The 20,781-nt window shown below is 65.0% G+C and carries 17 protein-coding genes and 1 pseudogene; 7 read left to right on the top strand and 11 right to left on the bottom strand.

The genetic code is table 11. The annotated features are described in order from the left end of the window. The 3 genes and pseudogenes from AB4Z46_RS29665 to AB4Z46_RS29655 all read right to left on the bottom strand — a co-directional run. Positions 1-149 (bottom strand): annotated as a pseudogene (locus AB4Z46_RS29665) (MBL fold metallo-hydrolase); the annotation flags it as partial. A 29-nt stretch (positions 150-178) separates the two neighbouring features. After that, positions 179-955 (bottom strand): SDR family NAD(P)-dependent oxidoreductase, encoded by a 777-nt coding sequence (locus AB4Z46_RS29660; RefSeq protein WP_442287138.1) that lies wholly within the window; start codon positions 953-955, stop codon positions 179-181. 37 nt (positions 956-992) lie between these two features. Continuing rightward, positions 993-2,753: an FAD-dependent oxidoreductase gene (locus AB4Z46_RS29655; RefSeq protein ID WP_442287137.1), complete on the bottom strand. Its 1,761-nt coding sequence runs from the start codon at positions 2,751-2,753 to the stop codon at positions 993-995. Between the two features lie 165 nt (positions 2,754-2,918). On the opposite strand from AB4Z46_RS29655, the gene AB4Z46_RS29650 reads away from it, so the two are divergent. Beyond that, positions 2,919-3,722, top strand: coding sequence for an IclR family transcriptional regulator (locus AB4Z46_RS29650; RefSeq protein ID WP_442287136.1), 804 nt, complete (start codon positions 2,919-2,921; stop codon positions 3,720-3,722). A gap of 57 nt (positions 3,723-3,779) precedes the next feature. Here AB4Z46_RS29650 and AB4Z46_RS29645 read toward each other — a convergent pair whose 3' ends face one another. Next, a complete protein-coding gene (locus AB4Z46_RS29645; protein ID WP_442287135.1) occupies positions 3,780-4,010 on the bottom strand; it encodes a hypothetical protein in 231 nt (76 codons plus the stop codon). Positions 4,011-4,259: 249 nt separating this feature from the next. On the opposite strand from AB4Z46_RS29645, the gene AB4Z46_RS29640 reads away from it, so the two are divergent. Genes AB4Z46_RS29640 through AB4Z46_RS29625 form a run of 4 tightly spaced genes read left to right on the top strand, consistent with a single transcriptional unit; the run spans position 4,260 to position 10,912 of the window. Further along, on the top strand, positions 4,260-5,960 hold the full coding sequence (locus AB4Z46_RS29640; protein WP_442287134.1) for a DUF1302 domain-containing protein: 1,701 nt from the start codon (positions 4,260-4,262) through the stop codon (positions 5,958-5,960). Between the two features lie 13 nt (positions 5,961-5,973). Next, positions 5,974-7,323, top strand: coding sequence for a DUF1329 domain-containing protein (locus tag AB4Z46_RS29635; RefSeq protein ID WP_442287133.1), 1,350 nt, complete (start codon positions 5,974-5,976; stop codon positions 7,321-7,323). A 13-nt stretch (positions 7,324-7,336) separates the two neighbouring features. Beyond that, the gene (locus tag AB4Z46_RS29630; RefSeq protein ID WP_442287132.1) at positions 7,337-8,434 is read left to right on the top strand and encodes a WD40/YVTN/BNR-like repeat-containing protein; all 1,098 of its coding nucleotides are present in this window, start codon (positions 7,337-7,339) and stop codon (positions 8,432-8,434) included. Between the two features lie 21 nt (positions 8,435-8,455). Next, on the top strand, positions 8,456-10,912 hold the full coding sequence (locus AB4Z46_RS29625; RefSeq protein ID WP_442287131.1) for an efflux RND transporter permease subunit: 2,457 nt from the start codon (positions 8,456-8,458) through the stop codon (positions 10,910-10,912). A 38-nt stretch (positions 10,913-10,950) separates the two neighbouring features. Here the strand turns inward: AB4Z46_RS29625 and AB4Z46_RS29620 are convergent, their stop codons facing one another. From AB4Z46_RS29620 to AB4Z46_RS29595, 6 genes are all read right to left on the bottom strand, one after another. Continuing rightward, positions 10,951-12,114: a serine hydrolase domain-containing protein gene (locus tag AB4Z46_RS29620; RefSeq protein ID WP_442287130.1), complete on the bottom strand. Its 1,164-nt coding sequence runs from the start codon at positions 12,112-12,114 to the stop codon at positions 10,951-10,953. A gap of 38 nt (positions 12,115-12,152) precedes the next feature. Then, positions 12,153-14,231: a hypothetical protein gene (locus AB4Z46_RS29615; protein WP_442287129.1), complete on the bottom strand. Its 2,079-nt coding sequence runs from the start codon at positions 14,229-14,231 to the stop codon at positions 12,153-12,155. Between the two features lie 136 nt (positions 14,232-14,367). Then, complete coding sequence (locus AB4Z46_RS29610; protein ID WP_442287128.1) at positions 14,368-14,631, bottom strand: hypothetical protein; 264 nt, start codon at positions 14,629-14,631, stop codon at positions 14,368-14,370. Positions 14,632-14,647: 16 nt separating this feature from the next. Continuing rightward, entirely contained in the window at positions 14,648-15,862 is a 1,215-nt protein-coding gene (locus tag AB4Z46_RS29605) for a M23 family metallopeptidase (protein ID WP_442287127.1), read from the bottom strand. Between the two features lie 798 nt (positions 15,863-16,660). Then, complete coding sequence (locus tag AB4Z46_RS29600) at positions 16,661-17,413, bottom strand: GNAT family N-acetyltransferase (protein ID WP_442287126.1); 753 nt, start codon at positions 17,411-17,413, stop codon at positions 16,661-16,663. A 24-nt stretch (positions 17,414-17,437) separates the two neighbouring features. Further along, positions 17,438-18,358, bottom strand: a complete 921-nt coding sequence (locus AB4Z46_RS29595; protein WP_442287125.1) for a DMT family transporter — start codon at positions 18,356-18,358, stop codon at positions 17,438-17,440. Between the two features lie 119 nt (positions 18,359-18,477). Here AB4Z46_RS29595 and AB4Z46_RS29590 point away from each other — a divergent pair, with 119 nt between their 5' ends. Next, complete coding sequence (locus AB4Z46_RS29590) at positions 18,478-18,705, top strand: hypothetical protein (protein ID WP_442287124.1); 228 nt, start codon at positions 18,478-18,480, stop codon at positions 18,703-18,705. A gap of 227 nt (positions 18,706-18,932) precedes the next feature. Here the strand turns inward: AB4Z46_RS29590 and AB4Z46_RS29585 are convergent, their stop codons facing one another. Then, positions 18,933-19,709 carry an IclR family transcriptional regulator domain-containing protein gene (locus AB4Z46_RS29585; RefSeq protein WP_442287123.1) on the bottom strand — a complete coding sequence of 259 codons (777 nt, stop codon included), beginning with the start codon at positions 19,707-19,709 and terminating at the stop codon, positions 18,933-18,935. Positions 19,710-19,810: 101 nt separating this feature from the next. On the opposite strand from AB4Z46_RS29585, the gene AB4Z46_RS29580 reads away from it, so the two are divergent. Then, on the top strand, positions 19,811-20,779 hold the full coding sequence (locus tag AB4Z46_RS29580) for a Bug family tripartite tricarboxylate transporter substrate binding protein (RefSeq protein WP_442287122.1): 969 nt from the start codon (positions 19,811-19,813) through the stop codon (positions 20,777-20,779). Positions 20,780-20,781 lie beyond the last annotated feature (2 nt).

Here is a 20,781-nt window from a genome sequence, read left to right as displayed (position 1 = left end):
GCCACCAGCACGCAGTCGTCGCCGATGATGATGCCGGTGTTGGGGTCGCCCTCGGCCGTGTAGGCCCAGGCATGCTCCGAAATCTGGCTGAAGGTGATCTTCTTCTCTTCGAGATCGGCCTGGCTGGCGAACTTCTTGGTCTGGGTCATGGGGAATTTCCTTTGGATGGATGAATGGTTCAGGCCGCCAGGAACCCGCCGTCCACAGGCAAGGTGATGCCGGTGACGTAGCGAGACATGTCGGACGCCAGGAAGATCACGGGACCCACCAGATCTTCCGTCTGGCCGACGCGGCCCATCGGAATGCGGCCCATGAACGATGCCAGGCGCGCCGGGTCTTCTCGGGTGGCTGCGGTCATCGGGGTTTCGATGACGCCCGGTGCGAGGGCATTGACGCGCACGCCCGCGGGCGCCAACTCCTGCGCCAACGACTGGGTGAACATCTTGATCGCGCCCTTGGACGGCGAGTAGCCGAGACTGGCCGCCTGCCCCGCATAGGCTGCAATGGAGGCGATGTTGACGATCGTTCCCTTTGTCGCCTTGAGGGCCGGCAGCCACGCCAGCGTGACGTTGAATGTCCCGTGCACGTTGACGTCGATCGTCTTCTTCCAGTTCGCCTCGGCATCGGCGCTGGACGTGTTCTCGCGGATGATGATGCCGGCGTTGTTGACCAGGAGGTCGACCTCGCCGATCTCCTTTTCGACGCGTTGTGCAAGCGCCCGGCATGCGTCAGGCGACGTGACGTCGAGCACGAAGGACCATGCGGCGCCCCCCTCGATCCGGACCGACTTGGCGGTTTCCTCGACGGTGGCCTCGTTCAGGTCGGTGACGATCACGCGCGCGCCGGCCTGCGAAAGGCCGAGAGCCAGCGCCCGCCCGTTGCCCTGGCCGGCACCCGTGATCAGCGCGAGCCGGCCTTCCAGCAAGCGAGGGGCGACCGAAGTTGGATATGTCATGTCCTGTCTTCCTGGAGGTGTGCCGTTCGTGTCCGCTTCAGGCGGCGCGGCAGATGGCCTCGGGTTCGCGGCGCTCGACCTTCGGTGCGACTTCGACGGTCATGTCTGCCTGCGCCAGTTGCAGGGCGGCGAGGTAGCCGAAGGTCAAGGCGGGTCCGAGCGTGATGCCGGCGCCGGGATAGTTGCCGCCCATGACGCTGGCGGCGTCATTGCCGACCGCATACAGGCCCTTGATGGGTTGGCGCGTGGCGTCGAGCACGCGAGTCCTTTCGTCGGTCACCAAGCCGGCAAAGGTGCCGATGTCGCCGATGACGAGCTTGATCGCGTAGTAGGGGCCGTCTTGCAGAGGCGCAACGCATGGATTCGGCGTGACGAGCGCGTCGCCCTGGTAGCGGTTGTAGGCCTTGCTGCCTTTCCCGAAGGCGGGGTCGTCTCCGGTGCTCGCCGACGCATTGAACTCGGCGACCGTCGATTCCAGCGTGGCCGGTGCGATGTCGATCTGCTTCGCCAGATCGCCGATGGTGGCGCCACGCTTCAGGTAGCCGCTTCGAAGATGCCGGCCGATGGGCAGCGGAGACGGTGCGACGCAGCCCAGGCCATAGCCGCGCAGCGCCTTGTGGTCGCACAGCAGCCACGCCGAAACTTCAGGCTCGCCCTCGCAGGCCTTGACCATCGCCTGAACGAAGTCGTGGTACGAGTTGCCTTCATTCGTGAAGCGCTTGCCCTTTGGCGTGACGGCGATCACGCCGGGCTTGGCGCGGTCGATGAAGTGGGGCATGACACCCTTCGAGCCGTCCTTGCGGGTTGTGACGGACGTCGGCACCCACGCCGCGGCATGCGGGATCGTTCCATCGACGCGCCCGCCCACCGCCTCGGCCAGGCGCAGCCCGTCGCCGGTGTTGGTCTCGGGCGATGGGGAGTAGTGCTCCTTGCCGGTCGGCGCATGCGGGAACAGCTGCTTCCTGCGCTCGATGTCGTGCGGGAAGCCGCCGCATGCCAGGACCACGCCGCGCCTTGCGTGGACGCGCACCGTCTTTCCCTCGTGCTGAACCATGGCGCCGGCGACGCTGTCGAATTCAACGACCAGCTTCTTCACCGGAGAGGACAGCCACACGGGAATGTCGAGGTCCATGGCAGCCTTCGCCAGACGGCCCGCGAGCGCGTTGCCGTTGGTGAGCGTCATGCCGCGACCGTGCGAGAGCACGTCGAGGAAGTGCCTGCTCAGGCGCTTGGCGACATAGGCAAACGATGACGGGGACTTGAAGGCCCGCATGAAATGTTTGATCTCGGGTCCCGAGCCCAACATCATTCCGAACACGGTGAGTTCCGGCAGCGGGGGCGCCAACTGCTTGATGCGCGACCCCAGCTCGCGGCCGTTGAACGGGCGCGTCACCATCGAACGCCCGCCGGGCTGTCCGCCCGTCGCTTCCGCGTGGTAGTCGGGGAACGCCAGCGGCATGTCGAACTGCACGCAGGTTCTCTTCGTGAAAAAGTCGATCGCCTTGGGTCCGAACTCGAGGAAGGCGTCCACGCGCCTTTCGTCGAAATGCGTCGTCGTCTCGTGCTTGAGATAGGCCTTGGCGGCGCCTGGCGGCTCCTGGATGCCCTGCTCGGTGGCCAGGCGCGTGCCCGGGATCCAGAGCCAGCCACCTGAGCGCGCAGTGGTCCCGCCGTAGCGCGCCTCCTTCTCGACGACCAGGACCTTCAGCCCGTGCGACGCGGCGGTCACGGCCGTCGCCATTCCGGATGCGCCGGTGCCCACGACGAGCACGTCGACAGTGATGTTTTCCTGAGTCATGTGGTGTCTCCAAGGGGGTCGGGGTTTGGTGGCGGATTGTAGATGCCGTCTGATCATTGTCAATTCATTCGATAATATCAAGCAATCCGATTAGATCGAACAGATACACAATTATCTTGAGACCCTTGTGACTACACTTGGACTTTCTGGTCTTGTGGTCCCCCCATGGAAAAGAGCCGGCGCGGCATTCAATCCATCGAAATCGGCAGCGCCCTGCTTTCGCAGCTGGCACGACACGTGCGCCCCGTCCCTCTGAAAGACCTGGCCAAGGCAGCCGGCATGACGGCAGGCAAGGCGCATCCGTACATGGTCAGTTTTCTGAAGGTCGGGTTCGTGACGCAGACCGATGCGGGGCACTACGAACTGGGCCCGCTGGCGTTGCAGCTGGGCCTCACCCGGCTGCAGCGAATGGACCCTGTGAAGGAGGCTTCACAGTTGATAGAGGCCTTGGCGAACGACACGGGACAGAGCGTCGCCGTGGCGGTCTGGGGAAATCTGGGGCCCACGATCGTGAGGCTGGAAGAGCCCATCGAGCCGCTGCACGTCAACCTGCGCACGGGGACCGTCATGTCGCTGGCCAACACTGCGACGGGAAGGTTGTTCGCGGCCTATATGCCGCCGAAGGTCGTTGAGCGCCTCTTGTCGCATGAACTCGCGCGGCTCAGCTACGGCACCGCCGCGGAGGCGGCCAATCCGCACGAATCCCTCGAAACTTCCTTGGCCGAGACGCGCAAGCACGGCCTGTCGCGCTCCCTGGGTCAGCCGATTCCGGGAATCGACGCACTTTGCGCCCCGGTCTTCGACTCGGCCGGACACCTCGTGCTGGGCATCCTCGTCATGGGCCCTGCCGCCAGGTTCGACAGCGCGTGGGAGGGCGCCATCGCGAAGCCGCTGCGCCAATGCGCGCTCGAGGTGTCCAGACGCATCGGCAATGATCTGACGACGACCTCTTCACCCAGGGGCGACTGACCGCATCCAGGTCATTTCCTTGACGCGCGCCGCCGGCGCCCTCATTCGTGTCGGGACTCAGGGCGAGCGGTGCAGGCGCGGCGCCGACAGCGCGTCGATGCTTTGCTGGATGGTGTCGTCCACGTCGCGCCGGCGCCCGGGCAAGCGGACCTGAGCCAGCGCCGCCTGGAGCGCAAGGATGTCCTTCACGCTCGGCGCGACCTTGATCTGCGCGAGCGCCGCGTCGGTGTTGCCGCCCTTGAGGAGCATCAGCACCTTGGCCGCCCATTCGTTTGTTCGCACTGCCATGGAGTTACCTTGCCTCGGATCGGAGACCGACTTTATACCGGCCCCCGCGATGCCGATGCGCAGGCATCCCTGATCGCCGTATCCGAGCTCCAGGACTGACAGCTTCCCGGCGCGGTTGAGGCTTTCCCGCCCCCCTGCCCCCTCCACCAGGGAGGGGGTTGTACGACGGCGCGAGCCACAAAATTCCGCCCGTTCCCCAATCCCTGCAAGCCGGGGGTTCCCGCCCACACTCCAAGAAGCTGTCAACACGTGCACCACCCCAAACGCAAGACGGGATCCACTCAAGCCCGCTCGTCCTTCCGAATCGCAGCAACGACCGCTGCGATCCTCCTCGTCACGCTCGCACCGGGCGGCGCACGTGCGTTCGAATTCGACACGGGGAATCCCGACGTGTCGATCCGGTGGGACAACACGGTTCGCTACAACTACGCGAACCGCGTCGAGAGCCGCGACCAGAAGATCGGCAACACGGTGATCGCGGACGAAGGCACCTACAGCTTCGATCGCGGCCAAACGGTCGCGAACCGGCTGGACCTCCTGAGCGAACTGGACCTGACCTACATGAAGCGCTACGGCGCGCGCGTGAGCGCGGCCGGCTGGTACGACGGTGCCTACGGCCCGAACAGCAAGACCAACCCGTTCCCGCCCTTCACGAACATCCCCAGCTACGTCAACAAGAAGTACAGCCCCTACACCGACCGCTACTACCGCGGTCCGTCGGGCGAGTGGCTCGATGCCTTCGTCTTCGGGGGCGTCGACATCGGGGAGGTACCGGTGAATGCCAAGCTGGGAAGTCATTCGCTGTACTGGGGCGAATCCCTGTTCCTTGGCGGCAACCTGAACGGCATCGCCTACGCGCAGAACCCGCTGGACCTCCAGAAGGGCTTTGCAACGCCCGGCGTGGAAGCGAAGGAATTGTTCCGGCCGCTGAACCAGCTTTCGATGCAGGCGCAACTCACCGACACCGTCTCGGTCGCCGCGCAGTACATGCTGGAGTGGGAGTCCTTTCGCTACCCTGAAGGCGGCACCTACCTCGGTCCCGTGGACTTCGCCTTCAACGGACCCGACCGCCAGTTCATCTCGCCGGCATTGGGCTTCGCCCAGCGCGGCGCGCCGTCGGACCCCAAGCAGCGCGGCCAGGAGGGTGGCCTGTCCACCCGCTGGAGCCCCGAATGGCTCGACGGCACCATGGGCGTCTACTACCGCAGGTTCTCGGACAAGCTGCCGCAGACCTTCCTGACGCGCGTCGGGCCGGGCATCAGCCGCTACAACCTGATCTACGCCGACGGCATCGACCTGTACGGCGTCAGCCTGGCCAAGAACATCGGCGGCATCAGCGTCGGCTCCGAGCTGTCCTTGCGCCACAACACGCCGCTGAACAGCACGGTGCTCGGCATCGCGCCCGGCCTGCCCGCGCAGGGCGACACCAAGGGACCGCGCGGCGACACCTACCACGGCCTCGTCAATGCCGTCGGCGTCGTGCCGAAGACCGCCCTCTTCGACACCGCTTCCTGGGCCGCCGAGCTGGTCTGGGCGAGCTGGGGCAAGGTCCGCAGCGGCCAGAACCTGTTCTTCGCCGAGGGCTTCGCGCCCTGCATCGGCAAGGACAAGTGGGACGGCTGCACGACCAAGAACTACTTCGGCGCCGGCTTCTCGTTCACGCCGACCTGGTTCCAGGTCTTTCCCGGCATCGACCTGTCGGCACCGCTCACCTATGCCGTGGGTCTCAGCGGCAACGCGCCGACGGTCTTCGGCGGCAACCAGGGCAACGGCAACTACAGCGTCGGCCTGGGTGTCGACGTCCGCCAGAAATACCGCTTCGACCTGAAATACATCGACTACGTCGGCCGCTACAAGGACAACGGATTCGCCGTCACCGCGCAGAACGGCTTCACCACCCTGCTCAAGGACCGCGGTTTCCTGAGCCTCACCTTCAAGACCACCTTCTGAGGATCCTCCGATCATGAAACTCTCCCACTCGCTCCTTGCCGGCTTCGTCGCCGCATCGACAGGCCTTGCCGCCCAGGCGGCCATCACCGCCGACGAGGCCAAGGCGCTCGGCACCACGCTCACGCCCGTCGGCGCGGACAAGGGCGCCAACAAGGACGGCACCATTCCCGCCTACACCGGCGGCCTGAAGAGCGCCCCCGGCGGCTACAAGGCAGGCGACGGCATCCGGCCGGACCCCTTCGCCGGCGAAAAGCCGCGGCTCGTGATCGACGCCAAGAACATGGCCGAGCATGCCGACCACCTGACCGACGGCACCAAGGCGCTGCTGCAGAAGTACCCGAGCTTCCGCGTCGACGTCTATCCGACGCACCGCACCGTCGCCTTTCCGAAGTTCGTCACCGACAACACCGCGGCAGGCGCCTTGCAGGCCAAGACGGTCAACGAAGGGCGCTCGATCGAAGGCGCTCACGCCGGATTCCCGTTCCCGATTCCCAAGGACGGCTACGAGGCCATGTGGAACCACCTCGTGCGGTTCAACGGCCAGAGCTACGAGGCCAAGTACCGCAACCTGAACGTCGATGCCAACGGACGGCCGGCACTGGCCACCGAAGGGATGAGCGTGCAGGACTTCCCCTTCTGGGACACGGCCAGGAGCACCGCGGACACCTACTGGCGCATCAAGCTCGCCTACACCGGACCGGCGCGCCGCGCCGGTGAGGCCCTGCTGATCGTCGACCCCCTGGACATGGGCCAGAAGGACCGCCGCGCCTGGAGCTACCTGCCCGGCCAGCGCCGCGTCAAGGTCGCCCCCGACCTGTCCCACGACACGCCCAACCCGGGCACCGCGGGCGCCACGACCTTCGACGACACCTTCATCTTCAACGGCTCGATGGACCGCTTCGATTTCAAGCTGGTGGGCAAGAAGGAGATGGTCGTGCCCTACAACGCCTACGGCGCGGTGTACCAGTCCAGGCAGGACGACCTGCTCAAGCCCAATCACCTGAACCCGGACCTGGTGCGCTGGGAACTGCACCGCGTGTGGGTGGTGGAAGCGACCCTGCGCGAGGGCAAGCGCCATGTCTACAGCAAGCGCACCTTCTACCTCGACGAGGACTCGTGGGCGGCACTGGCATCGGACAACTATGACGCCCGCGGCCAGCTCTATCGCGCCGGATTCGCCTACATGGCGCCCAGCTACGACCTGCCGGCGCCGTACACCGACATGTTCGGCCACTACGACTTCGTCTCGCGCATCTATTCGCTGACCGGCTACATCGCCGAAACCGGCGGCCTTCGCCACACCAAGGCGCTGGGCGACCGCGAATGGACCGCCGATTCGCTCGCCGGCTCCGGTGTTCGCTGAACGAGACTCGCCGATGAACGCGAAGCGAGTCACGACGGGCTGCCGCCTCCTGGCCCTGGCGATCGCCGCCTGCGCCGCGACATGGGCCGTGCAGGCCGCCGCGGACACGGCCTGGCGCGACGCGCTGGATACACCGGCAATGAAGAGTCCGCTCGCATCGCGTGCATTGCTCAATGGGCTCGCCAACGCCGGCAGCCGCCTCGTGGCGGTGGGTCAGCGCGGCCACATCGTCACCTCCGACGATGCCGGCAAGAGCTGGCAGCAGGCTCAGGTGCCCGTCAGCTCGGACCTGGTCGCCGTCGCCTTCCCCGATGCCACCAACGGGTGGGCCGTGGGACACGATGGCGTGGTGCTGCAAACCACCGATGCCGGCCTGACGTGGACGCGCCGGCTCGACGGCCGGCAGGTCGGCGATGCCATGGTGCAGTACTACGCGCGCGAAGCCGATGCCCTGTCGGCCCACGACCCAAAGCGTGCCGCGGCGCTCCTCGAGGAAGCCCGGCGGTTCGGGGTGCAAGGCGCCGAGAATCCGCTGCTCGACGTCTGGTTCCGCGATGCATCCAACGGCTTCGTCGTCGGCGCATTCGGACTGGTGCTGCACACCGCCGACGGCGGGGGCCATTGGGAACCGTGGCTGCATGCCGTCGACAACCCGAAGGGGCTGCACCTCTACGCGGTGCGGGGCATCGGTTCCGACGTCTACATCGCCGGCGAGCAGGGGTTGCTGCTCAAGCTCGATCGCGGCGACACGCGCTTTCGCGCGCTCGAAACGCCCTACAAGGGCACCCTGTTCGGCGTCACCGGCCATGCGCGCGCCGTCATCGCACACGGCCTGCGCGGCACGGTGCTGCGCAGCACCGACGGCGGGCGCAACTGGCAGCAGATCCCCACGGGCCTGCAGGTCGGCCTGACGGCCAGCGCGCAGGAAGCCGACCGCCGCATCTTCATCGTCAGCCAGGCGGGCCACGTGCTGGCCAGCAGCGACGACGGCGCGAGCTTCGCGCCCGTGCCCGTCGAACGCGCGGTACCTGCCGCGGCGGTGGCGACGGCCGCCGGGGGCAGGCTCGTCATCGCCGGGCCGCGCGGCGCCCAATCACTTTCGCTGCCCTGAGCGGGCAGTCCGGGAACTCCCATGCACACCCCCACTACGCACGCCGACCTGTCCGGGCCGATATCGCTCGCCCAGTTCGACACCGGCTCCGGATCGCGCCTCGAACGGCTGGTTTTCAATCACCGGTTCGCGGTGATCGTCGTCTGCGCCCTGGTCACGCTGTTGCTGGGCCTGGTGGCCGCGACGAAGCTGAGCCTCAACGCCAGCTTCGAGAAGATGATTCCGCAGAGCCATCCCTACATCCAGAACTATCTCGAACACCGCGCCGATCTTCGCGGGCTGGGCAACTCCCTGCGCATCGTCGTCGAGAACACCCGTGGCGACATCTACGACCCGCACTACCTCGGCGCGCTCAAGAAGATCCAGGACGAGCTCTTCCTGACGCCCGGCGTGGACCGCGCCTGGATGAAGTCCTTGTGGGCGCCGGGCGTGCGCTGGACCGAAGTGACCGAGGAAGGCTTTCGCGGCGGGCCGGTGATGCCCGACAACTACGACGGCTCCCCATCCGCCATCGAGCAGTTGCGCGGCAACATTGCGCGCGCCGGATTGTCGGGCAGCCTCGTCGGCAACGACTTCAAGTCGAGCATGATCGTCGTCCCGCTGATGGACCAGGACGCCGCGACGGGCCAGCGCATCGACTACCGCGCGCTGTCGCATGCGCTCGAGCAGATGCGCGTGCGCTACGAAACCGACGCGCAGGGGCAGCCCACCGGGCTGCGGGTGCACAGCATCGGCTTCGCGAAGCTGGTCGGCGACCTGATCGATGGCCTCTACCAGGTGGCGCTGTACTTCGGGATCGCCGCGCTGGTCGCGACGCTCATCATCTTCCTGTACACGCGATGCCTGCGCAGCACCGCGCTGGTGGTGGCGTGCTCGCTGGTGGCCGTGGTCTGGCAGCTCGGGCTCGTGGCCGGCCTCGGCTTCGAGCTCGATCCCTACTCGATCCTGGTGCCTTTCCTCGTGTTCGCGATCGGCGTGTCGCACGGTGCGCAGAAGATGAACGGGATCATGCAGGACATCGGCCGGGGCGCGCACCGCCTGGTGGCCGCACGCTTCACGTTTCGCCGTCTCTTTCTCGCCGGCCTGACCGCACTGGTGGCCGATGCGGTGGGCTTCGCCGTGCTGATGCTGATCGACATCCCGGTCATCAAGGACCTGGCGCTCACCGCCAGCATCGGCGTGGCCGTGCTGATCGTGACCAACCTGATCCTGTTGCCGGTGCTGTTGTCGTACATCGGCGTCAGCGCCGCCGCCGCGCAGCGCAGCCTGCGTGCCGAACGCGGCGCGCGGAACGAACGCGGTTTCGACCGGGTCTATGCGTGGCTGGACCGCTTCACGCAGCGGCGCTGGGCCATCGGCACGGTGTCCGCGGCCGCCTTGCTGCTGACGGTCGGCCTGGCCGTGAGCACGCACCTGAAGATCGGCGACCTCGACCCCGGTGCCCCCGAGCTGCAACCGAACTCCCGCTACAACCGCGACAACGCCTATGTCACGGCCAACTACTCGCTGTCGAGCGACACCTTCGCGGTGATCGTCAAGACCGCCAAGGAAGGCTGCCTGAAGTACGAGACCCTGGTCGAGGCCGACCGGCTGGCCTGGACGCTGCAACAGGTGCCGGGCGTGCAGACCACGGTGGGGCTCGCGAACGCCGTGCGCCAGATCACCGCGGGCAGCAACGAGGGCAGCCCCAAGTGGCTGACGATCGCGCGCAACCAGGACGTGCTGAACTACGGGGCCCAGCAGGCCAGCGTCAACAACCCGGAGCTGTTCAACACCGAGTGCTCCGTGATGCCGGTGATCGCCTACCTCTCGGACCACCGCGCCGAAACCCTGGATCGCGTGGTCCGCGCCAGCGCCGAGTTCGCCGATTCCCACGGCAACCAGGAGCGACGCTTCCTGCTCGCCGCCGGGGGCGCCGGCATCGAGGCGGCCACCAACATCGTGGTCCGCAAGGCCTGGACCCAGATGCTGATGCTGGTCTACGCGGCGGTCATCGTGCTGTGCTTCATCACCTTCCGCAGCTGGCGCGCAGTGGTCGTGGCCGTGGTGCCGCTGGTGATCACCTCGGTGCTGTGCGAGGCCCTGATGGTCTGGCTCGGCATCGGCGTCAAGGTGGCCACGCTGCCGGTGATCGCGCTCGGCGTGGGCATCGGCGTGGACTACGCGCTGTACCTGCTCAGCGTGCAGCTCGCCCAGCAGCGTGCCGGGGCTTCGCTCGGCCAGGCCTACCGCCACGCCCTGCAATTCACGGGCAAGGTGGTCGCGCTGGTCGGCGTGACGCTGGCCGCGGGCGTGCTGACCTGGGCGCTGTCGCCCATCAAGTTCCAGGCCGACATGGGCATCCTGCTGGCCTTCATGTTCATCTGGAACATGGTCGGCGCGGTGCTGCTGATCCCGGCGCTGTCGCACTTCCTGCTGCGTCCGCGCGCAACGCAAGCGTGGTCGAGCGAAGCTCCCCGCGCCGCCGCTCCGGCCTGAAATGCGGCTCGCCGCCAGTGCGCCGCACCGGGCGCGATTCAGGCCGCCTCGACCACCGCGGCCAGCTTCTCGAACAGTTCCTGCGCGAGGTTGAGGTCGCGGCGCGACCCTTCGGGCGTGGCGTTCACCATGACCGCGACGGTCGCGTTGCGCGACGCAAGGTTCATGGTCGCGATCTGGAATCCGACACCGCTGCCGGTGTGGCCCCACCAGTTGCCGATCTGTCCGATGCCCAAGCCGTAGCGGTCGTACTCCGGTCCGTTGGTGACGTCTCGCGCGCGCGACTTGCGCAGATCCTGGAGCGCCGCAACAAGAAGCGAGCCGCGACCCAGCGCGTCGCCCCACACGAGCAGGTCGGCAAGCGTCGATGCGATGGCGCCGGAACCCGCCAGCGAAGTCGGGCTGATGAGCGGCTGATCGTCGGCGATGCCCGTGACGATGTCGACCGCATAGGGCGTGGGCGTCGGCGGCGGCAGCTCGGCCGACGACGGATAGCTCGTGCCGCCCAGCCCGAGCGGTTTGAAGATTCGCGCGGCCAGCGCGTCGGCCAGCGACTGGCCGGTCACCGTCTCGACCACCATGCCGAGCAGCACGGTGTTGGTGTTGCTGTACTGGTATTGCTCGCCGGGAAGAAACGACGGCTTCACGGCGAACGAGAAGGCCACGAGCTCCTGCGGAGTCCACACGTGCAGCGTGTCCTTGACGAAGACTTCGAGGAACCCCGGCTGCATCGAGTAGTCGGCCAGTCCGCTCTGATTGCCGGCGAGATCGGCGAGGTTGATCAGGCTTCCGTTGGGCACGCCCGCGATATAGCGCTCGATCTTGTGGTCCAGTGCAAGCTGGCCGGATTGCACCAACTGAAGGAGCAGCGTCACCGTGAAGGACTTGGTGACGCTGCGGACCGGGAACGTGCTGTTCAGCGCCATCGGCGTGGCGCGGGCCACGTCGGCCTGCCCGAAGGCTCGCGTCCACGGCGCCTCGCCGGCCACGCGCACGCCCGCCAGAATGCCCGGCGGGTGATAGGCCGTGAGGATGCTCTCGATCGCCTGGACGTAGCCGGCTTCGCGAGCGTTCGCGGCCACCGGCAGGACAAGCACGCCCGAATCCCCCGAGCCGCCACCGCCGCACGAGGCGAGCCACGGAGCGAGAGTCGCCGCACCGGCCCAGCGACCCAGATGACGACGCGATAGATCGAAACGCATGATGGTCTGCCTCCGGGCTGGATTCGATCGAATCTCAATCAGTTCATGAAATCAACTGGCTGCGGAAAGCTCAGATAATTCTTGGTCAATTGCTTTTCTCTTTGTTGATTTGGATTGGCACCTTTGCACCAATTGCTTGATTTCGGGTGCGCTCCTCCATTTTTATCGGTGACGCTGCAAGAAAGATTCTTGATAATCGCCTCCCTGTTGGCCGGGCATTGAGAGGGATTCATGTCATCCGTACACAGAGCAAATTCTTCACTGGCGACAAAGGCATACACATTGTCATTCATATCCGTGAAGCGTATCTTGACAGGATAACCGACCACGGTACCCACTCTGAATCCTGCGATCTGGCTATCGCCAGGCATGGCGACATCCTGCTTGTCTTTCTCGCAATTCATGTCGCTCGCGTCCCGCCTCAATGCGCATACCCCGTATTTTTTGATCAACGGCGAATTCGCACGATCAGTCATGGATTGAGGCACGCCGATCGCCAGCGAGAAACCGTTCGCATAGTTGAATTGTTTTTCATTTTCAAGCCCCTTGGCCCCGCCCACGGCAAAGATCAACCCGTCCCCCAGTTCACTCATGAAGCCAACTGCGTCATCGACGGAAAATGCATAGGCATTCATCTGAAGATCGTCATGGATCAATTTGACATAGGGATTGAACGTCAGCTTGGAATTGCCGATGACACTGGCTTGCGTATGGTTGTATTGAAGCTCGTGAATATACATGGGTTGAATCTTTGCATGATCCCATCCAACTATTTTCGTATCAGCCAGGGGGTTCGCTGCCGCACCGCATCCCTCGTTGAACGGAACCCAGCCATAAATGTGCGTGACGGCCTCCCAATAATTGAATTCAGGCTTCAAGGGCTTGCTCCCCTCGCACTTTCCAGCCCCATACATCTGCAAGTAGTTACTGTGGTTTTGCTCGAAAAACTGCTTGACCACCGCAAGATTCTGCTTTAAATCCTGCGGGCACTCGATTTTTTCGGTCACGTATCGACTGATGTCCTCGCCGCCCCACGCGACACAGGAGCCCCATAGATTCTGAATGCGCTGAACCGCCTCGCCGAAGCGCAGGTTCTTTTTCTGCTCTTCGCTGCACTGCCCATTGATGCACGAAAGCACTGTCAATACGGGCGGAGAAATCCCCGCAGGCTTGACAGGCACATTGTCCTCGAGAGGCAAGACGCCTGAACGCTGTGCAAAAATATTGTATCCCCCAGGCAACTTCAATTCACCCAGGTTATAGACGGGCCATCCCTGGCCGGATGAGCTTTCCAAGAATGATCTGAGACGGCTTCTGAATGAAGCCAGGGACTGCGTCGACCCGCTGTACCCGATATAGGGATTGTTCTTCGGCCCGATGGCCACGGGCATATAGACATGGTCCACATAGGAAATGTTATACCCGACATTCTCGGTCTTCAATAGCCGCGCCGACTGCCCGGCCGGAATGATGGAATCTCCAAAGGTATATTCCGACAGCTGGGCATATATGTTTTCCGGGAATTGAACGGCGCTGGAATAGACGCTCAATGCACATCCGGTACCCGCCCCCTGACAACTGACATCACCGGGGGTTGCCAGTTTCGTGTCTTCCTGGCCACGCAGTCTCTCCTTGTCGTCGGCCAATACGACACGCCCGCCGTTCCACCAGGTAATATAGCGCTCCGCCGACAGCTCGCTATACAACGGAAGCGTAATCACCACCGATGAATTCTTCGGTATTCCCTCGCCTTCATTGACATATAACTTGTAAACGTAGTCCGTGGGATAAAGCTTGTCCTTGGTGCGAAAGCACCCTTGGATCCACTCATTGACCGCATTTTTGCTGGTCGCCAAGACCGGATAGATCGTCTTGTCGGAATTATTGAAAATGGTGATCGTTTTCGGCTTGACCACCATTTGATTTCCGTCATAGTCCTTGCATGCAACGCCCTTGGCCTCAGGTGCCACCCCCACCGATGCAGGCGACATCATTGCATTCGAATTTGAATCGCCTCCGCCGCAGGCAGTCAGGGCGAGCACAAGCAGGAGCACGCCGGCGAGCGATGCGGATGCAGGAAGCTGGCGCTTTGCCACTCCTTCAATATGGAAACTCATTGGATCTCCTTTGAAAAACAGGCACGTGATCAGGCATTGGCGACATAGGTCGCAAGAAGAAATCCGGATGCGGCACCCGATCGGAAACGGTGGCGCGCGGCCTCCAGCCGGTCCTTGAGGCGTCCGGATCCAAGGGTCACTGGAGCTTCCAGAGCAGCGCGGAGATGGTCCCGACATCCTGGAAGACCGGCAGGATCTCATCGACGCCCGAGATCACGCCGACATCGTTGACGGCCAGCGTGAACGCGAGGCGCCGGCCGCTCTTCGTGTCGATGTAGCCGGCGAGCGATTGCGCTTTGAGGACGGGCCCTTGCGCTGAGTCTTCGACGAAGGTGCCGGTCTTCTTGGCATGCGCCAGGACGGCGCCGACGATGCGACATTGGATTCGAGGCAGTGTCATGGGGCTGCACGAGCGGCTAGGAAGGAAAATCGACGATCCACAGATCGAGCGGCAGCACGTTCTGGCGCGCACCCGGCTGCGGCACCGCCTCGACCGGGATCGGCTGGCCGGCGAGGATGGCCTGATCGAAGGCCGCCGTGGAGACGCCGCGCTGGGCGGCGCTGAAGCCCTGCAGCAGGTAGGGAAGCCCGTTCGAAGCCAACGGGGACGGACCGTCGACGATGTGGAAATGCAGGTGCGGCTCCGACGAATTGCCGGAGGTTCCGACCTGCCCGATCAACTGCCCCGCACGCACCGATTCCCCGGCTCGCACCAGCACCGACCCCGGCTTCATGTGCGCGAAAAGCGCGAAACTGCCGCCGCCCAGGTCCAGCATGACGTGGTTGCCGTCGGCCTGCTCGACCGGAATCGAAGGCGGCAACGCACCCGGCGGCGTGTCGGGCAGACCATCCACCGCGGCAACGACGCGCCCGTCCGCGACGGCGTAGATCGGCTTGCCATAGATGATGTAGCTGGCCGGGAGTTTCGGGTCGCCGACATAGATGCGGCCCTGCTCGTCGAGTTGCTCCCAGTCGATGGCGAATCGCTGCGCCGTGAAGAGCTGGCCGTTGAGCGGAAGCGTCGCCTGCACATGGCGCACCGAGTCGCAGCAGCCGTCGCCGGCGATGTACCTCGCGCCGCGCAGCGGGGCGCCGAGCACCAGGGCGGTCGGCGCCGCCAGCGGGACGCGCCCGGCCGTCTCGACGATCGGCGTCGGCCCGATCGACGCCGAAACCCGGTGGGCGAGCGTCGCCGGCAGGGCCACCTGGCCGTTGAAGCTCACATGCATGTAGACCAGGCCGACCTGCGACGGGCCGAGGCTGCCCTTCACCGCGGCCTTGTCGCGCACCACCAGGCGCTGTGCAATGTCCACGGGCGCGAGCGTTGCCACGACGCTGCCGTTGCTTGCGTCCAAAACGTCCAGCCCCTGGATGGCCACGTGGTCGCCGGTGAAGTTCGTCAGCTCCAGCTCGTACACCACGTGGAAGAGGCCGTCGGAGCCTTTCACCGGAACGGGTGCATCCGCAATGCGTATCGTGACGGGGGTGACTTGAACCGCCGGCGCGCCAGAGGGTGTCTGCGCGTTGACCAGCGCGCCCAGCAGCGAGGAGAACGGCGAAGACGACCCTCCACCTCCGCAGGCGACGAGTACGAGGACGGCCAAGGTGCACAGCCAGGTCGCGGATTTCATCGATTCACACTTTCATCTGGATGGAGGTTCAGGCCGGTGCGGCCGAGGAGCCGCCCTCGCAGGCTGCGAGCAAGAGGGCGAACAGCAAGGAAGCGCCTGCAGCGCGAGAAGGATGCAGTGACACGGACGGATATTCTTTTCTTGCTGGAGGGGCCGTTGTCTCAAGCCTCGGCCGGCAACAGCCCCATGACTCCAAGTCATGTCCCAATCCGATTCACAGCAAGCGGGGTCGAGTCCTGGTGAGGCAACCATGGGCTGCTCTGGCGAGCGTGGTCGTGAATCCTGTGATTGGGTTCACTTGAAGACTAAGCTGCGGCGCGCCTTGCACGACTGTCCTCAGCCGCCAATCCACTCGCCGATGGCGCCAATGCGACGGGTCAAATTCGCTCGCGTTCGAGGCCTGCCGGGCCTACCTCCATACCGAGAGTTCGCGGGCCTGGGCGACAGCGTGAGCCGATTTACCCGCATTGACTTTTCCCGGCAGAAGTTGCAACGTTCGCCGGCTTCATATTTGAAAGGAGGGGACTCAGATGCCAATGTTTTTCAGGGACATCGCCGCCCGGGTCTTTCATCGAGACCATCCTCTTTTTTTACTCACGTGCGCACTTCTTGCGGTGGGGTCCTGGATATTCTTCTGGTTCAGCGAGTAGCCCCGAAGATCACATGCATGGCCGACTCTGACGATGCATCCGGTACCGGATGCCGCCGCCGCAGGGCCGCTCCCGGCCGAGAAGTGCCGAGCTCAATCGGCCTCATGCTTGTCGCGAGTGCGTGGAGCCTAGCGGCCGCGGCCCAGCCTCATGAAGGGTTGCCCGGCACCCGATAGTGATAGCGGTAGAAATCTTCGAACCCCAGTTCAGCGTACAGGCACCGCGCAGGTTCGTTCTGCTCGCGCACCTGGAGGTAGGCAGACTTCGCGCCCTCTTCGCGGCCCCAGTGCATCAGTGCGCGCGTGAGCGTGCGACCGTGGCCGCGCCTGCGCTTGGTCGGGTCCACCACGATGTCATAGAGGCCCACCGCGCCACGTTCCAGCACGGCCAGACCGAAGCCGACAGCTTCACCATGCTCATGCATGGTGGCGAAAACGCTGGGCAACGCGATGGAACGCACCATGGCACGGTGCAACTCATCTTGCAGAGATGTCACGCCGTTGGCTGCGGTGCTGCCTTCCAGCCAGGCAGGCGACGCTGCGGTTGCAATGCTCACTGAAGGATGCCGTGCCGCAGCGGCCAGCGATGCGCTGGCTACCTGCGTCGGGTCGAAGAACGCGTAGCCCGCATCCGCGAGTTCCTTGTCCGCTTCGGGCGGAGCCAAGGGAGAAAGGCGAAACACGGCTGGAAGGCCATGCCGCTCGTAGAAGGTTTCGGCCGCCCCGCGAACGCCCTTGAAAGATGCGCCCGGGTCTGCGGCATTGACCGAGTTGGCTCGCTTGGTATAGCCGCCGGCCAGGCGGAACAGCCAGCCGTTGAAGAAGGCGGTCTGCCGCGCGGGCCACGCGTTGAAGCTGCGTTCCTCCAAGGCGCGGACGGTCGCGAGGTCGAGGCGGGTCATTGGCATGCTTGAGCGGTTCAGCCACTATTCGGGCTGGGCGTCCAGCGCGGCAGCGCGGCTGCGACCCCGCTCGCTGTGCAGCATGTAGAGGCCGGATCCGACGAGCAGCGCAATGCCCAGCCAGGCCCACCCGTTGGGGACCTCGTTCCATATCGCGTAGCCCAGCAGCATGGCGAAGAGAACCGCCGAGTAGCGGAAGGGCGCGGTGAGCGACACCTCGCCGGAGCGCATGCACTGCACCACCAGAAAATAGCCGGACGCCAGAAAGGCTGCCGCGATGCTCAGCAAGGCCAGATCTCCCGGTGCAAATGCCTGCCAGCCGCTCAACAGGGTCAGGCAGCCGGCCAGCAAGGTGACGGCCAATGCCGTTGCAAGGGTGATGATGATCGACGGGATGGCCGGATCGATGCGTCGCGTCATCAGGTCGCGTGCCGCATGGAACAGCGTGCCGAGCAGGCATAGCAGGGCCCATGCGTTGAAATTTTCCCCGCTGGGCTGCACGACGCAAAGCACACCCGCGAAGCCCAGCACCACCGCGGACCAGCGGGCCACGCCGGCGCGCTCGCCAAGGAAGAGGACCGCAAAGACGGTCATGAACAGCGGCGCTGCGAGGTTGATGGCCGTGGCATTGGCAATCGGCAAGTGGAACAGGGACAGCAGGTACATCATGGTCGCGCAGGCATCGACCGCGCCGCGAAGCGCCACCCGCGGATGCAGCACTGCGCTCACCTGGCGCAGCGCGCCCAAACGGTACGCCACCAGCAGCACGAGCATCGACGCCATCAGCCCGCGCAGGAAGATGAGCTGCGCCGAAGGCATGGATTGGCTGACGTGCTTGACCAACGCGTCGTTGAGCACGAAGCAGCCCATGGCACCGATCATCGTGGCGATGGCGCGCCCGTTGGCGCGGGACGAGGGCCTTGAGGACAAGGGCTGCGAAATCATGGTGAGCAGGGGGGATGTGTCGAAGCATGCGCGAGGACCGCGCCTCCTCGAATCCTGCCACATCAGCGCGACGCCAATCGAGGACGGGACCTGCACAAGCTTCAGCGGTATCGTGAGGCATGGCAATTCGTGTGGCGTGCTGCGTCGGCTATCTCGGTGAACCGGAACCGGTCGCCTTCTGGCTAGGCGAGCGCCGCATTGCCGTGCGTTGCATCGTTGACCGCTGGTTCGCGCCGACACAGCGCTGGTTCAAGGTCGACGCGGATGACGGACATCTGTACGTCCTCCGACACGACGAGAAGGCCGGAGACTGGGAGCTTGCCGCCTTCACGTTCAGGGCCGAGTAGGGCGGAGCCCGAAGAGACACGAGGAAAGAGCGACATAGGCCGGAGCGGGAGCGGGGCTGGAGAACTGGAGCCACCGCCGCCGCAGGCGCTCAAGAGCGGTCCGGTCAGCAAGATGACCAGGATTCCGGATGAAGTCTCCGTTGTTCCTTTAAGGATCGGCAGCGCGCCGACAAGCCGCCGTCCGGGACCCTGACGCGCGCAGGATCAGGCAGGCTACGAGGACGGGGCTAAGCGGGGAAGAGCCTGGCCTCCAGCGTGTCCCGTGCGCGTTTCAGCATGGGCAGGAACGCCTCGCGGAACTCGGCCATGTCCATGCGTTCGACGCGCACCGCGATGCTCATGGCGTTGACGACTTGGCCTTGCCGATCGTGCACCGGTACGGCCATCGAACGCACGCCGATTTCCAACTCTCCGGCGTTGCTGGCGTAGCCTTCCGCGCGCGCGAGCTCGACCAGCTCGATGACTTGCGCCGCATCGTGAATCGTCCGCGGCGTCAGCGGCAGGCGGCGCATCGCATGCACCCGTGCCGGCAGATCCCCGGGCGGCAACCCGGCCAGCAGCACGCGGCCCATCGCCGAGCAGTAGGCGGGCAGGCGCGAGCCGATGCCCAGACCCGTGCTCAGGCTGCGCCGTGCGGTCGAACGCGCGATGACGATCGCATCGTCATCCAGCAGTTGCCCCAGCGATGCCGACTCGCGCGTGCGCTCCGACAGCGCGTCGAGCAGGGGCTGCGCCATCGATGGCGTCGGGCGGGACGCCAGGTAGGCATGCGCCACGAGCAGAGCCCGCGGCAGCATCCAGAAGCGTTTGCCGTCGCTTCCCAGGTAACCCAGTTGCTCGAGCGTCAGCAGCGAGCGCCGCGCGGACGCGGGCGAGCTGCCCGTGAGCCGCGCCACCTCTGACACCGTGAGCCGGCTGTGCTGCCGGCCGAAGCAGGTCAGAACTTCCAGCCCCTTTTGCAGGGAGGCCACGAAATTGCGGTCGGCCGGTTTGACGCTTGTCATGGCAATGGGATCATTTTTGCGCATAGCGCAAATCTACATTGTTTGCGCAATGCCCCGGGGTGACACTCGCCTTCCCCACAGAGACACAGAGAAGACACCACATGTCGGTTCCCATTTCGCGCCGCACCGGCGCGGTCCTGGCCTTGGCAGCCTGCCTCTTCGGCAACGCTTTCGCCCAAGCCTCCAAACCCCTCAAGCTCATCGTTCCCTTCCCCGCAGGCGGCACGGCCGACGTATTGCCGCGCATCCTGTCGGAAAAGATGCGCGCGCAGTTTCCGGCGGGTGTCGTGGTGGAAAACCGCACCGGTGCCGGCGGCAACATCGGCGCCGAACTGGTGTTCCGCTCGGAGCCCGACGGCACCACGCTCCTGGTCTCGCCCCCCGGCCCGATCGCCATCAATCACCATCTCTACAGCAAGCTCGCGTTCGACCCCACGAAGTGGGTGCCCGTGACCGTGATGGCCACGGTGCCCAATGTGCTGTCCGTCAGCACCAAGGTGCCCGCGCGGAACCTGGCGGAGTTCATCGCCTACCTGAAGGCCAATCCGGGCAAGGTGAGCTACGCCTCCCAGGGCAACGGCTCGACTTCGCACCTGACGGCAAGCCTGTTCATGCAGCTCACCGGCACCGAGATGATCCACATCCCCTACAAGGGCACGGCGCCTGCGCTGGTCGATCTGATCGGCGGCCAGGTGGACGTGTTCTTCGACAACCTGAGTTCGTCCGCCCAGTACCACACGGCAGGCAAGCTGCGCATCCTCGCGGTCGCCGACGGCGAGCGCTCGAAGGCGCTGCCGACAGTACCGACGTTTGTGGAATCCAGGGTGCCCGGCATGACTGCCGTGACCTTCTTCGCCGTCGTGGCCCCGCCCGGCACGCCGCCCGCCGCCGCCGAAGCCGTGCAGAAGTCGATTGCCGACGCGCTCGCCATGCCCGATGTGAAGGCCAGGTTTGCCGAGCAGGGCGCCGAGCCGCGCGGCTGGTCCACCGAGCAGACGGGTCGCTTCATTCAGGCGGAATCCGAAAAATGGAACAAGGTCATCAAGAGCGCCAAAGTGACGCTGGAGTAAGA

It is taken from the genome of Variovorax sp. M-6, from assembly GCF_052114385.1.
Lineage (GTDB): Bacteria > Pseudomonadota > Gammaproteobacteria > Burkholderiales > Burkholderiaceae_C > Variovorax.
The sequence above is the reverse complement of the archived record's forward strand: the minus strand, read 5'-3'. Positions and strand labels throughout refer to the sequence as shown.

Coding starts and splice junctions, on each gene's coding strand:
- AB4Z46_RS29615 (WP_442287129.1), bottom strand. CDS start 14,231: ATGAGTTTCCATATTGAAGGAGTGGCAAAGCGCCAGCTTCCTGCATCC.
- AB4Z46_RS29620 (WP_442287130.1), bottom strand. CDS start 12,114: ATGCGTTTCGATCTATCGCGTCGTCATCTGGGTCGCTGGGCCGGTGCG.
- AB4Z46_RS29650 (WP_442287136.1), top strand. CDS start 2,919: ATGGAAAAGAGCCGGCGCGGCATTCAATCCATCGAAATCGGCAGCGCC.
- AB4Z46_RS29600 (WP_442287126.1), bottom strand. CDS start 17,413: ATGACCCGCCTCGACCTCGCGACCGTCCGCGCCTTGGAGGAACGCAGC.
- AB4Z46_RS29580 (WP_442287122.1), top strand. CDS start 19,811: ATGTCGGTTCCCATTTCGCGCCGCACCGGCGCGGTCCTGGCCTTGGCA.
- AB4Z46_RS29585 (WP_442287123.1), bottom strand. CDS start 19,709: ATGACAAGCGTCAAACCGGCCGACCGCAATTTCGTGGCCTCCCTGCAA.
- AB4Z46_RS29610 (WP_442287128.1), bottom strand. CDS start 14,631: ATGACACTGCCTCGAATCCAATGTCGCATCGTCGGCGCCGTCCTGGCG.
- AB4Z46_RS29655 (WP_442287137.1), bottom strand. CDS start 2,753: ATGACTCAGGAAAACATCACTGTCGACGTGCTCGTCGTGGGCACCGGC.
- AB4Z46_RS29590 (WP_442287124.1), top strand. CDS start 18,478: ATGGCAATTCGTGTGGCGTGCTGCGTCGGCTATCTCGGTGAACCGGAA.
- AB4Z46_RS29595 (WP_442287125.1), bottom strand. CDS start 18,358: ATGATTTCGCAGCCCTTGTCCTCAAGGCCCTCGTCCCGCGCCAACGGG.
- AB4Z46_RS29635 (WP_442287133.1), top strand. CDS start 5,974: ATGAAACTCTCCCACTCGCTCCTTGCCGGCTTCGTCGCCGCATCGACA.
- AB4Z46_RS29660 (WP_442287138.1), bottom strand. CDS start 955: ATGACATATCCAACTTCGGTCGCCCCTCGCTTGCTGGAAGGCCGGCTC.
- AB4Z46_RS29645 (WP_442287135.1), bottom strand. CDS start 4,010: ATGGCAGTGCGAACAAACGAATGGGCGGCCAAGGTGCTGATGCTCCTC.
- AB4Z46_RS29630 (WP_442287132.1), top strand. CDS start 7,337: ATGAACGCGAAGCGAGTCACGACGGGCTGCCGCCTCCTGGCCCTGGCG.
- AB4Z46_RS29605 (WP_442287127.1), bottom strand. CDS start 15,862: ATGAAATCCGCGACCTGGCTGTGCACCTTGGCCGTCCTCGTACTCGTC.
- AB4Z46_RS29625 (WP_442287131.1), top strand. CDS start 8,456: ATGCACACCCCCACTACGCACGCCGACCTGTCCGGGCCGATATCGCTC.